Origin of the sequence: Scytonema hankhaensis NUACC26 (assembly GCF_045865695.1) — a bacterium.
Taxonomy (GTDB): Bacteria; Cyanobacteriota; Cyanobacteriia; order Cyanobacteriales; family Nostocaceae; genus Scytonema.
Genome location: NZ_BAACAP010000226.1, coordinates 49514 through 62169, shown reverse-complemented (window position 1 = coordinate 62169; position 12656 = coordinate 49514). Strand labels below are relative to the sequence as shown.

Sequence of the window (12656 nt, the reverse complement as noted above, 5' to 3'; positions counted from 1 at the left end):
TGATTCAGCTAAAAAGATTAGCTGTAGCAATGTTAATGAGTGTTGCAGCTTTACTCCTCTTATGGTGTGCTTCTCCCTTACCCAAAATGCTCGCACAACCACAGGTAAAGATTTTTGAAAAAGTTTGGCAAACTGTAAACGAGAACTTTTACGACCCCAACTTTAATGGGGTGGACTGGAAGGCAATGCGGAAAAAGTATGAACCATCTGCAGCCAGTACCAAGTCTAGTCAAGAACTTGCTGTGGTTATCAATCAAATGCTTTCTGAGTTACAAACATCTCACACTCGTTTCTATACAAAAGATGAACCTGCTTATTACCAGCTTTTGGGTATTTTTCAAGCAGGAAATCCCGATTTTCAAAAGCAGTTAAGAAAGTTTTTTCCAAAAGGTAAAATTGAATATAGTGGTATTGGTGTGACTACTAAAGACATTAATGGTAAAACCTTTATTAGTACTATACTTGATGGTAGCCCTGCTGCTAAAGCTGGGTTAAAAGTAGGCGACCAATTGCTAAGTGTAAGCGATCGCCCTTACAAACCCATTGAATCTTTTGCTGGTAAGGCGGGTCAAAACGTTACATTGTTAATTCAAAGAACCAGTAATGCGAACAGTCGCCAAAAGATTACTGTAATTCCCACACTGCTAGACGCGACCACAATGTTTAAGTCAGCGCAGCAAGCAAGTACCCAAACGTTCGAGCGGAACGGTAAAAAAATTGGTTACGTCCACATCTGGTCAAATGCAGCCGATCCCGATCAAGAACAACTACGGGAAGACCTTATTTATGGTCGTCTGCGAGAAGCAGATGGTTTAGTCTTAGATTTACGAGATGGCTGGGGTGGAGGAGACATTAGCTATCTCAACATATTCACTGCAAAAGCCGGACCGAGTGTTACCAATATTGCTCGTGATGGGAAAAAATATACATTTATTCCTCAATGGAAAAAGCCTGCTGTCATGATAATCAATGAAGGCAGCAGAAGTAGTAAGGAAATTCTGGCATATGCATTTCAGCAACATAAAATAGGACCTGTTGTTGGTTCTAAAACAACGGGTGCAGTCGTTGCAGGTCGTCTTTTTCTAATGGATGATGGTAGTTTCCTCTATTTAGCTGTTTCCAATGTCTTTATTGATGAAAATCAAAGACTAGAAGGTAAAGGCGTCACACCAGATATTAGCGTTCCGTTTTCATTGGAATATGCAGAGGGCAAAGAGCCGCAAAAAGAGAGGGCTATAGAGGCCCTGATTGCTCGTATGTCTAATTAAATTCACTCAAGGTATGGAATCAGCCTTCTTTGCGGCACGCCAGCGCCTGGGTCACCCAGGAGATATTATCGAAATCCCCTCTGAATTTGGAGACAACTTGATTATCCACGTCAACTCTCAAAGCCCTTTTTCCTGAAAGTTCCTTTATTATTAGAATATGCTGAGGAAAAAAATCCTCATCATACAAAAATTTAACAGGTAAACCTATATGGACGTTTTGAAGATTAAAAAAAAGATTACTAGTGATTTACTAGAACTTAGTGGCTTATCCGAATTGAAAGGCAAAGAGGTAGAGATTACGATTTCTCTGGTAAACCAGGAAGCTACTCGAAATTCTTGCACAAAGCAAAATTTTATGAGATTTGCAGGAATTGCATCTGACATGACTGCTACTCTCGAAGACTTGGAGAAAGATATTGCTGCAAATAGACAACTCGATTTGCAGAGGCTTTTAGAACAGTGAAAAAAGCATTGTTAGACACTAATATTCTTTCGTATTTCCTTAGAGGTAAGATTGAGGTTGTTACTAAACTTAACGAATACAGTCAATTCTATGAATATCTTACATTTTCAATTCTAAGCTACTACGAAATTAAAAGTGGCTTATTGTATAAGGACGCAAAAAATCTTCTATCTAAATTTGAAGAGCTTGCTAATGAAAGCGAAATTCTTCCCTTGACAGTAAAGACTATGAACATTGCTAGCAAGATTTATGTAGAGTTGAGAACAAAAGGACTACTCATTCCTCCTATAGATATCTTGATTGCTGCTTCATCTATTGAATATGGCTATCTTCTTGTTACAGCCAACACCAAGCATTTTGAGAATATTTCAGATTTGACGTTAGAAAACTGGGCTGAATAGTTGGTTGGGGGTGGAATTATAGCTGTTTTCACTTGAATCAAGTACAGATTTATCCGCTACGGGCTGCTACAGGCTGCGGTTCCATAACTTTTTTATGTATTGTACCCAATTGAAAACCGCTATATTACTCCTAGTTAATCAATGAGTTGAGAAACGCAATCTTCTCCGAAAAAAGCAGTTAACTCCTCAATTAAGGCTTGAGGGATTGGAATACCTGTTTGCAGTCGTTCTAGGCGGGTGATTGCTTCTAATTCTCCAGGGTAGTAGATGGGTTGGTTGGGGTCAAGACGAGGAGTTTCTTTGAGAGAAGCGATCGCATCTTGCACCCGTTGCTCAAACTCTTTGCGATCTGTCCATGCTTCCACATCAAGCACCCAGAACAAATGTCCGGTACCGTTAGCACCATCATGAATTGCTTTATTTTTAAACATTGCTGCTGCAGTACCCAACAATGGACCGCACAATAAATCTGCCACAAATGCCAAACCAGAACCTTTGTAAGATGCTGGTATATTGACGGCTACTTGTTTGGGATTGTCCGTTGGTTCTCCTGTTTCCGTAAGTCCCCAACCCAAAGGTATCGGTAAACCTTGATATGCAAAGTGCTTAACTTTACCACCACTGACCGTCCCGGCTGCCATATCTAAAATCACAGGTTGCAATGTACCTGTAGGAATTCCCCAAGAAATCGGATTATTACCAAGCTTTGGCTTTGTTCCTCCATAAGGAGCTAAGTCTACAGCACTCGTATCGCTAGTTGCAAAGCCAATCGTACCTGCCTCTGCTGCCATGCAAGTATAATAACCCGCCATACCAAAGTGATTGCTATTACTCACTCCCACTACACCCATCCCAAACTGACGAGCAACTTCAATCGCTTTTTCCATGGCGACTTTGCCTGCATACTGTCCGGGACTGCGATCGCCATCAATCCGAATCATTGTAGGACGTACCGAATGAACGCGCAAATTTGGTTTTGGGTTAATCCGCCCACTTCGCAAATTTTTCACATAACCAAAAATTTGTTGCAAACCGTGGGAATCCATTCCACATAGATTTGCTTCCACCAGATGTGTTTTCACTGCTTCTGCAACTTCCGGTAACAGTTCGTAAGGAGAGAGAACTGCATCAAAAAAATTATGCAGGGATTTCACAGAGATTTTGTTGTAGCTTGACATGAGGTTGGTAAACATCTAATGTGCGGTAATTAACTTGCCATTCTGTAGTCGGATCTTCCACTGGGCATACGTAACGGAGTGTTTCTACCCGCCAACCAGGCATTCCATTATTATGGGGTGCGGAAAGTGTTTCCAAAATATGAGAAGAAACCTTCACTTCTACAGGTTTTGGCTCAGTTCCCCATACACTTGCTACCACCAAAGCCTTTTCACCAAAAACCTGTAATTGCAAACGTAAAGGAACTTGGTTGTTGTTCCTCACAATTAAATTTTTATAACCATAAGCCACCGTCGCATCCTGACCCAAAGTAAAAAAACGAGTATCTCCATGAGCATCAATTGAGTGATTGTGACGTTCTAGAATTTCACAGTTTGCCCATAGTAAAGCCTGAAATAAGGTCGTAGAAATTTGACACAATCCACCTCCAACATCAGTCATCAAACGATTACCCACCAAAGTAGGACCTTCACGGAAACCATTGGTAAGAGTTGGACGAGGTACGCGGTTCCAAAAGTCAAAAATCTGCTCCGGTTTCAAAATTAATCCATCAATACCCTTTGCCGCTAGTTGCATGTTCCAAAGGCGGTTTTCGTTAACTTGGGGAGAACCAGAACGTTGTTTAATTGCAGTATTAATTTCACTCCATTGATAGCAATAATCAGAAGATTGCTCTGAGTCTTGTTCTCGAGGGTAGTAAAACACATAACCCCGCCATAACGATTGAGCATCTTTGATTTTTTGGCGAATCAACGCTTTCAAACTTGGGGATAGCAGGTTCATTTTGTTGTTAAACTAATGGCATTATGAGAATCTATCAGTTAAGTATCACATTTTACCTAACCTTTGACAGATTTATCTTAAAGTCATACCATTAAATGCTTACAAATCATCAACATTCATTGATGAGAGAATTTCCTGCAACTTAGTAACTAGTAGCGGCAAATCGTGAGTCACAATATCCCAAATAATGTCAAGATTAACATCAAAGTAGGCATGGCTCAGCCGATCTCTAGTTCCGGCAATTTGTCGTCAAGGAATATCAGGTATGCTGTCTTTAGTTACCTGAGAAACATTTTTGGCTGCTTCACCCAAAATCTCAATCAGCCGCACAACCGCCAGTGCCAGCATAGTATCGGTATCCAAGTCAGCGCGAGTACGTCCTTGAGTGAATGCAATTGCCTGATTTGCTGCATCTAGTATATGGCGCAAACGTACCTCATCAGTTTTTAACATACTGCACTTTGGCTTCTGCTAGTACTCGATCTCGGAAGTAACAGCTGATATCTTGGGGAGTGTTAAGGTCAACTTTTCGCCCTAACAGCACGGAGAGTTCATCCTGGATGTTAATGAAGGCAAAACCTGGGGTGTATCCGGGTTCAAACTCAACTAAAATGTCAACGTCACTATCAGGGCGGAAATCATCCCGTAGGATGGAACCAAAGAGGGAAAGCTTGCGGATGTGGTAACGCTGGCAGATTTCCGCAATCTGGTCATTGGGAATTTCAATAGGTAATTGAGTAGTTATTCCTGTCATGTTGATTCTGGGTTGTTAGAGGGTATTGTAATTATTTTCAGTTCTTGTGCCATGCCCAAATTATAAAATTATAATTACACCAACAATTTCTGTTTCCGCAAACTTTGAATAGTAGAAATCGCATATTGTGCCACTCTATCAATTTCTTCAGTAGTATTGAATCTTCCTATCCCAAATCGCACTGAGGCATACGCTAACTGTTCTGAATGCCCTAGTGCTGTTAGAACATGAGAAGGCGCAGTCGTTGTTGAAGAACAAGCCGAACCAGAAGACACTGCCATTACAGGTTGCAATCCTAATTGCAATGCAGCACCATCTACTCCTTCAACACTAATGTTTAAGTTTCCTGGTAATCTCTTTGTAAGATGCCCATTAAGATGAATTCCTTCTATCTGAGAAAGCTGTTCCCATAATCTTTGTCGGAGTTGGATCGGGCGTTCCGTTTCTGTGACTTGCTCTTGTAAAGCTATCTCTACTGCTTTACCAAAACCCACAATTTGCGGCGTGTATAAAGTACCAGAACGCATTCCTCGTTCGTGACCGCCCCCGTGTTGTTGCGCTGCAAGTTGTACTCTGGGATTTTTTCGGCGAACGTATAACGCACCGATACCTTTTGGTCCGTATACTTTATGTGCTGTCAGCGACATCAGGTCAATTTTCATTGCTTGCACGTCCAAAGGAACTTTACCAATTGCTTGTGCTGCATCGGAATGGAACAGGATATTGCGATCGCGACACATTGCACCAATTTCTGCCAATGGCTGCAACACACCAATTTCGTTATTAGCAGCCATCACTGATACAAGAATTGTGTCAGAACGGAAAGCTTGATTTAACAGAGTTAAATCAATTAGTCCATCCTTTTGAACGGGAAGGATTGTAATTTCAAAACCCAAAGTTTTCAAATACTTACAAGGATCTAGGACAGCGCTATGCTCTGTTGCTAAGGTGATGATATGCTGTCCTTTCTGGAAATAGGCTTCTGCAACACCTTTGATCGCTAAGTTGTTTGCTTCTGTTGCACCACTGGTAAAGATAATTTCCTCTGGTGTGGCGTTGATGGCTGTCGCCAAAATTTCCCTGGCTTGTTTAACAGCAGCCTCTGCTTCCCATCCATAAACATGACTGATGCTAGAAGGGTTACCAAAGTGTTCTGTAAAGTAAGGTATCATTGCTGCTAATACCCGTTCGTCAACAGGTGTAGTAGCATGGCAATCTAAGTAGATAGGACGGGTGGACATAGTTGTTCAATCTATAAAATAAAGATTTTACAACGATGTTATCCTTCGGCTAGGGACATTCAGTAAGAAAAAGTCTAAAACCATTCCAAAAAAGAACAGTTGTTAGCCATTTACAGTATAACTATGAACGGAAGGCGGAGCCTTAAAAAAGGCATTCCCAGGCGGAGCCTGGGAACGAGAAACGAGAACAAATCCTGGGAACGAGAAACGAGAACAAATCCTGGGAATGAGAATAGGTCGAAGGGTAAAAAATTTTGAGCGACCCGAACTAATCAGTACAATTTACAATTTCGTAAAATTCATGGTCTCAGTTCGCAAGCCTCTCATATACTCGCCGAGTGATTGCGCTCCTTTCTCAACTAGTAATTTCACTGCTTGTGTACCAATAACTGCAATATCAACTCGCCCTTTTAGATATTCGATATCTTCCTTGGTTTGAATTCCAAAACCAACTCCTATTGGTAAACTGGTCGCTTCTCTAACTCGCTGTATGTAACTGTCAAAATCTTCAGAGAAGTTAGTGCGATCGCCTGTTACTCCCGCACGCGCAACACAATAAACCATTCCGCTTGCCATTCCTGCAATTTGTTGAATCCGCGAATAACGTGTTTTAGGTGTTAATAGAAAAATAGCAGCGATATCATTGTTTTTACAAATCTCTACATATTCAGTAGCTTCTTCTGGAGGCAAATCTGGTATAATTACTCCAGCAATACCAATCTTGGATGCTGACTTAATAAACTTCTTGACTCCATACTTGAACAAAATATTGTAGTAGGTAGTAATTAAAAACAAAGTCCGAGAATGTTTTTTTGTTATTTCTCTGGCAAATTGAAAACACTCGTTGACTGTTGCTCCATTTGCCACAGCTTCTTGATTTGCCTTAATCAAAACAAGTCCATCTGCTATGGGTTCTGAAAAAGGAAATTGTAATTCGATCAGTTCAACACCTGCATTCACTAGTGAATTGATGGCAACTCTATTGCTATCAAAGGAAGGATAGCCAAGAACGACATGAGACATTAACAATAGGTCTTTTTGCCGCCGAGTTTCAACAATACGTTTCTCTAAAGTTGTGGTGACATTAGTAGTAAGTGATAGTGTTTTCATGAATCATTTCCTCTTTCAATCGTGTGATTTTCCGCGATTAACTTAATTGCTCAATTTTGTTGCTTAAGAATTCTTTCCAGGCGCGATCGCCAAAAGCATTTGCTAGAGTGAAAATATCTTTATCTCCACGTCCTGACAGGTTAACAACAATAGAATCTTCCGGAGGAAGCCGGGGTGCGTCCTTAAATGCTTGGACGAAAGCATGAGTAGATTCTAAAGATGGAATAAGACCTTCTTTAGTGAGACAAAGTTTCAGAGTATCTAAAACTTCTTGATCTGTTGCAGTACTGACTTGAATCCGACCGAGTTCTAACAAATGTGCTAGCACGGGCGATACACCAACATAGTCTAAACCCGCAGCAATGGAATGGGTTTCTTGCATTTGTCCATCATTATTTTGCAAGAAATAAGTTTTATACCCCTGTACCACACCAACTGTTGCGTCTTTTGAAGCAAGACGTGCTGCGTGCTTGTGAGAATTCAACCCGCTACCACCTGCTTCTACACCAATTAACTGAACGTTTTTGTCATCAAGAAACCCACTAAAAATCCCAATAGCATTAGAACCTCCACCAACACAAGCATAGACAGCAGAAGGTAATTTTCCTGTTTGTTGTGAAATTTGTTGCCGTGCTTCCACCCCTATGACGGACTGAAACCAAGACACCATTTCTGGATATGGATGAGGTCCGCAGGCTGTGCCAAATATGTAATAGGTGGAATCCATAAAAGTAGACCAATCTCGCAACGCCTCATTAATGGCATCTTTGTAAGTTTGGCTTCCTGTAGATACCGGGACAACTTCAGCCCCAAGTCTTTGCATCCAGAAAACGTTAGGATATTGACGTTTAACATCTATAGCCCCCATGTATATTGTGCATTCCAATCCAAATTTTGCCGCAACAGTTGCCGTTGCTACTCCGTGCTGACCCGCACTTGTTTCGGCAATAACTCTTGTTTTTCCCATTCTTTTAGCAAGTAAAGCTTGTCCTAAAACATTGTTTAATTTATGTGCTCCTGTATGATTTAAATCTTCTCGTTTAATAAAAATCTTTGCTCCACCAAAATATTTTGTTAAATTTTCTGCAAAAGTCAGAGGTGTAGGACGGCAAGAGTAATTGGATAACAAAAATGTAAATTCTTGCCAGAACTTAGGGTCTGCACGTGCAGCTTTGTATACTTCAATTAGATCTTCAAAGGTTTCATGCAAAATTTCGGGAATGAACCTGCCTCCAAATTCCCCATAGTAGCCATTATGGCTTAACAAATCGGGTGATGAGAATTCTGAATGAAAATACATCATTTCTAAACAGGGATTTTTATTTATAAATAGCAGAGAAGGTGGAACCCCTCTGTTACCTACGATATCTCTATACATAAAGTTTTACTTATAAACAGTAGAGAAGTTAGACCTCTTTGTTACTTACCATAAAAGAAAAAAAACTATATGTCCAATATTTAATTAGTTGGTAGATTATACTTTATAAATATAGCGTTTACAGGGTTCATACTGTATGGGGATCGGCGATCTCCGTTCGCTAATCACCGTTTACTAGTTTCGGTCATGGAACTTCGACACCTAAGATATTTCATTACTGTCGCAGAAGAACTGAATTTTACTCGCGCCGCCGATCGCCTTCACATTGCCCAACCACCCCTCAGCCAACAAATTGGCGATCTAGAAGCAGAATTGGGGGTTAAACTATTTGAGCGTAGCAAGCGCCCCCTCCGATTAACAAGTGCAGGACAAGAATTCTTAAAAGAAGCACGCTTAATTCTGTCTCATGTAGAACAAGCAACCCGACTTGCACAACGAGTCAGTCGGGGTGAAGTGGGGCGTTTAATTGTCGGATTCAACAGTTCTGCAACACAATGCGTTCTACCCGAAATCCTTACCCAATTTCGCGATCGCTTTCCCAACGTAGAACTTTTGTTACGCGAAATGGATTCTTACAATCAAATTCAAAGTCTTCTTGATAACCAAATCGATTGTGGTTTTCTACACTTACAAAATTTTGACCGCGACAATCTGAACTATAAATCCGTATTAAAAGAGCAAGTTATTGTAGCTTTGCCCATCACCCATCCTTTAGCAAAGGAGCATTTAGTTCCGTTAAATAAACTAGCAGGAGAGTCTTTTATTTTGCCAGTACATCATACCGGACAAGGTTTTTACAATCAGGTTATCAATCTTTGTCAGGTTGCTGGTTTTACTCCCAAAATCGTCCAAGAGGCTGTCTGGTTACAAACAGTTTTAGGCTTAGTCGCTAGTGGGGTAGGCGTTGCGATCGTTCCTGCTTCCATGCAGAACCTCCAGCGCAAAGGAGTCGTTTATAAAATGCTACAAGAAGAGACATTTGAAATAGAAATGGTGGTGGCGTGGAGAAAAGACGATCTCTCTCCAGTACTGCACGAATTCCTACATTTAGCTTCTCTCGTACAGAATTCTTGCAGTGTCCCATTACCTGTTTGAGTAAGTCGTTCCGAATAAAGCTAACTAGTCAAGATTGTCATCGGTCATTAGTCATTTGTCCTTTGTAAAGATTTTTGTGTGTTTATATGCCTTTACACAGTTCGGTTTGTTCTTATCATTGACTTAAATGCTCCATTAAAGATTTAATATCGCAGCGATCGCAAAACTATTTTATACAAGATCTACCTACAGACAGTAGAACCTTTCATCGGTACGTGCCAACACTAATGTTGGACAACAACATACATTAACTTCCCTATCATCGTATCTTTCTGATGATTGGGAACTTTCCTTATCCTTAGTTATCAAGTTTACCACTAATTTATCTGACTTTTGATAGATGTTAAATTTTGAAATATTATTTTTTGTAGAGTGGGTATTGCCTACCACCATTGAAATATCTTTCCAATCCTCACCCAATTCCCAATCGCCAGTCCCCAATCATAGAAAAAAGCCCTCTTGCCATTGACAAACAAGAGAGCCACGGTGTGGTGTGAGGAGCAAACTGAATGTTTGCTTCTAATAGTGTAGCAATTGACCATGAAGTTATGGCGATCGTTATCTAAAAAATATGCAAAAAGTCATGGAGGATTCAGAAAACAGCGAATAGCAAAGAAGAGGAGAAAAAGTAGGAAATTATAACTGGTTACTGGTCAGGTGGTCACTGTCAAAGCATTTTTTCCAAAAATTGTTTAGCGCGATCGCACTGAGGATTCCTGAAAAATTCACTAGGAGTAGCATCTTCGGCCAAGCATCCCCGATCGAGGAACAAAATCCGGTTAGCAACTTCCCTAGCAAAACCCATTTCATGAGTCACAATTGCCATAGTTATCCCCGTTTGTGCCAAACCTTTCATCACATCTAGAACATCTTTCACCATTTCCGGGTCTAAAGCAGAAGTTGGTTCGTCAAACAAAATCATCTCTGGCTCCATAGCTAGCGCACGAGCGATCGCAACGCGCTGTTTTTGTCCCCCCGAAAGTTTTGCAGGATAAACATCTGCCTTTTCAGCCAAACCCACTTTAGTAAGTAATTCTAACCCCTTAGTTCTTGCCTCCTGTTTGTCCATCCTCTTAACCTTAATTGGGGCATAAGTGACATTTTGCAGCACCGTCATGTGAGGAAAAAGATTAAAGTGTTGAAACACCATTACCAAGCGTTGGCGAATTTTGGCAATATTCGCCTTTGGCATAGTAATTTCATACTCGTTAAAGTAAACTCTGCCTCTAGTAGGGCGTTCTAACAAATTCAAGCAGCGCAAAAAAGTTGACTTACCCGAACCCGAAGGTCCCAGGATAGCAACCACTTCACCTTGAGAAATTTTAGTAGAAATATCTTTTAGTACGTCAAGTTTACCAAAGGATTTACACAAAAATTCAGTCCGAATAACAGCTTCACTCACTTCGTCTCAACCTCCTTTCAAGTGCTGATGCGCCAAAAGTTAAACCCATAACCAAAACATAGTAAATTAACCCGGCGCATAGTAAGGGTTCAAAGTAAATATACTTATTTGCACCAATAATTTGAGCACTGCGTAAGATTTCCACAACACCAATAGTTGACACCAAAGCAGAATCTTTCAGCAATCCTATAGTTTCATTAACCAAAGCAGGGAGAATGTTTTTCAAAGCTTGAGGTAAGATAACATCCCACATCATCAACCAGTAAGGAACCCCCATTGACATTGCTGCTTCACGCTGTCCCTTATCCACTGCTTGAATTCCACCTCGAATGGTTTCTGACATATAAGCCCCAGAGTTGAGGGTAAAAGTCAGCACTCCTGCTTGCAATGCTGGTATATCATAACCAGTCAACTGGGGTGTGGCGTAATAAACCAATGCTAGCTGTAACAGCAGTGGCGTACCTCTAAATATAGAGGTATAAGCGTTAGCAAACCAGCCGAGTGGTTCTATGCCAGAAATCTTAAACAAAGAGAGTACTGTTCCCCAAATTAAACCCAGGAATACAGATAATACAGTAAATAATAAAGTGATGGGTATGCCTTGAAAAATAAAGGGAAGATCTGGAGCAATTCTACGAAAGTCTAGATTTAGACCCTTTGAAGTTGCTGGTGTTGAAGACGAAGCTGCTTCTGTAGTTGTGTTTAGGGAAAACCACTTCTTTGCCAGTTTTTCCAATTCGCCTCTGTCCTTCATCTGTTGAAGAACTTTGTTAAAAGGTTCTACGAGGGTCGAACCTTTTGGGAAGGCAATAGCGGAACCTGTTTCCTCTACTGCTGAGGGAATAACATTAAACTGTAAATCTGGGTTAGCTCGAGCAAATCCTTTGGCAACAGTATCTTCAACAATTGCCGCATCAATTCGTTTTGATTTGATTTCCTGAATAGCTTCAGGGACTTTGTTGAGTTGCTTTAACTTTATATTAGGAACTTTCTGAGAAATTTTCTTAGCATTTTGCTCTTGGATTGTTCCAAGTTGAACGCCAACTGTTTTCCCAGATAAATCTTTTGGTTTGGTTAAATTACTCCCTTTAGGAGCAATAATGGTATCTTTGGCTTCGTAATAGATGATAGAAAAATCAACATTTTTTCGACGTTCTGGAGTAGGCGTCATTCCAGCCATGACAAAATCAGCCCGTTTTGCTTGAACGGCGGGAATCAAACCATTAAAATCTGACTCCATTACCCGCAGCTTAAACCCAAGTTCTTTGGCAATTGTGTTAGCAACGTCAATATCAAAGCCAACAATTTTCCTTTCACCACCTTTGGTATCGTAATATTCATAAGGGGGGTAATCAGGGGAAGTAATCATTGTTAACGTGTCTTTACCAACTGACGGGGCTGCATATAGAAAATTGCTGTGACTGATTGTGGTGGTAACTGCGATAAGCCGGGTACGGCTTGCGCCAAGGGCGATCGCGACTGCGAGTAACAGCGTCAATAGCAATACTTTACGTTTCTTTATTGACATATTGATAAAAAGATGCGGCTGATAAAGCAGCTAGTTTTTGCTTATTTGTATAAATGT

Annotated in this window: 12 protein-coding genes and 1 pseudogene; 4 read left to right on the top strand and 9 right to left on the bottom strand. The window is 40.7% G+C overall.

The features are described from left to right. The first annotated feature begins 35 nt into the window (after positions 1 to 35). The 3 genes from ACKTT2_RS33030 (at position 36) to ACKTT2_RS33020 (ending at position 2132) form a co-directional block, all read left to right on the top strand. A complete protein-coding gene (locus ACKTT2_RS33030; protein ID WP_407894806.1) occupies positions 36 to 1268 on the top strand; it encodes a S41 family peptidase in 1233 nt (410 codons plus the stop codon). A 208-nt stretch (positions 1269 to 1476) separates the two neighbouring features. Next, entirely contained in the window at positions 1477 to 1731 is a 255-nt protein-coding gene (locus ACKTT2_RS33025) for a hypothetical protein (RefSeq protein WP_407894729.1), read from the top strand. Beyond that, positions 1728 to 2132 (top strand): type II toxin-antitoxin system VapC family toxin, encoded by a 405-nt coding sequence (locus ACKTT2_RS33020; protein WP_407894727.1) that lies wholly within the window; start codon positions 1728 to 1730, stop codon positions 2130 to 2132. Before ACKTT2_RS33025 ends, ACKTT2_RS33020 begins: the two co-directional genes overlap by 4 nt. A gap of 134 nt (positions 2133 to 2266) precedes the next feature. Here ACKTT2_RS33020 and ACKTT2_RS33015 read toward each other — a convergent pair whose 3' ends face one another. The 7 genes and pseudogenes from ACKTT2_RS33015 to trpB form a co-directional block, all read right to left on the bottom strand. Beyond that, positions 2267 to 3286: an Ldh family oxidoreductase gene (locus tag ACKTT2_RS33015; protein WP_407894725.1), complete on the bottom strand. Its 1020-nt coding sequence runs from the start codon at positions 3284 to 3286 to the stop codon at positions 2267 to 2269. Next, positions 3270 to 4091, bottom strand: coding sequence for a VanW family protein (locus ACKTT2_RS33010; protein ID WP_407894723.1), 822 nt, complete (start codon positions 4089 to 4091; stop codon positions 3270 to 3272). Before ACKTT2_RS33010 ends, ACKTT2_RS33015 begins: the two co-directional genes overlap by 17 nt. A 99-nt stretch (positions 4092 to 4190) precedes the next feature. Then, positions 4191 to 4544, bottom strand: a pseudogene (locus ACKTT2_RS33005) (HepT-like ribonuclease domain-containing protein). Further along, the gene (locus ACKTT2_RS33000; RefSeq protein ID WP_407894721.1) at positions 4531 to 4845 is read right to left on the bottom strand and encodes a nucleotidyltransferase family protein; all 315 of its coding nucleotides are present in this window, start codon (positions 4843 to 4845) and stop codon (positions 4531 to 4533) included. Before ACKTT2_RS33000 ends, ACKTT2_RS33005 begins: the two are co-directional and overlap by 14 nt. Before the next feature lie 74 nt (positions 4846 to 4919). Continuing rightward, positions 4920 to 6086, bottom strand: coding sequence for a cysteine desulfurase family protein (locus ACKTT2_RS32995; RefSeq protein WP_407894719.1), 1167 nt, complete (start codon positions 6084 to 6086; stop codon positions 4920 to 4922). Positions 6087 to 6368: 282 nt separating this feature from the next. Then, positions 6369 to 7196, bottom strand: a complete 828-nt coding sequence (trpA, locus tag ACKTT2_RS32990) for a tryptophan synthase subunit alpha (protein WP_407894717.1) — start codon at positions 7194 to 7196, stop codon at positions 6369 to 6371. A gap of 37 nt (positions 7197 to 7233) precedes the next feature. Then, positions 7234 to 8499, bottom strand: coding sequence for a tryptophan synthase subunit beta (gene trpB / locus ACKTT2_RS32985; protein ID WP_407894715.1), 1266 nt, complete (start codon positions 8497 to 8499; stop codon positions 7234 to 7236). Positions 8500 to 8760: 261 nt separating this feature from the next. On the opposite strand from trpB, the gene ACKTT2_RS32980 reads away from it, so the two are divergent. Then, entirely contained in the window at positions 8761 to 9669 is a 909-nt protein-coding gene (locus ACKTT2_RS32980) for a LysR substrate-binding domain-containing protein (RefSeq protein WP_407894713.1), read from the top strand. Positions 9670 to 10336: 667 nt separating this feature from the next. Here ACKTT2_RS32980 and ACKTT2_RS32975 read toward each other — a convergent pair. Together ACKTT2_RS32975 and ACKTT2_RS32970 are read right to left on the bottom strand one after the other, a co-directional pair. Continuing rightward, positions 10337 to 11071 (bottom strand): amino acid ABC transporter ATP-binding protein, encoded by a 735-nt coding sequence (locus ACKTT2_RS32975; protein WP_407894711.1) that lies wholly within the window; start codon positions 11069 to 11071, stop codon positions 10337 to 10339. Beyond that, a complete protein-coding gene (locus ACKTT2_RS32970; RefSeq protein ID WP_500691409.1) occupies positions 11064 to 12593 on the bottom strand; it encodes an ABC transporter permease subunit in 1530 nt (509 codons plus the stop codon). The genes ACKTT2_RS32975 and ACKTT2_RS32970 overlap by 8 nt, the downstream gene beginning before the upstream one ends. Positions 12594 to 12656 lie beyond the last annotated feature (63 nt).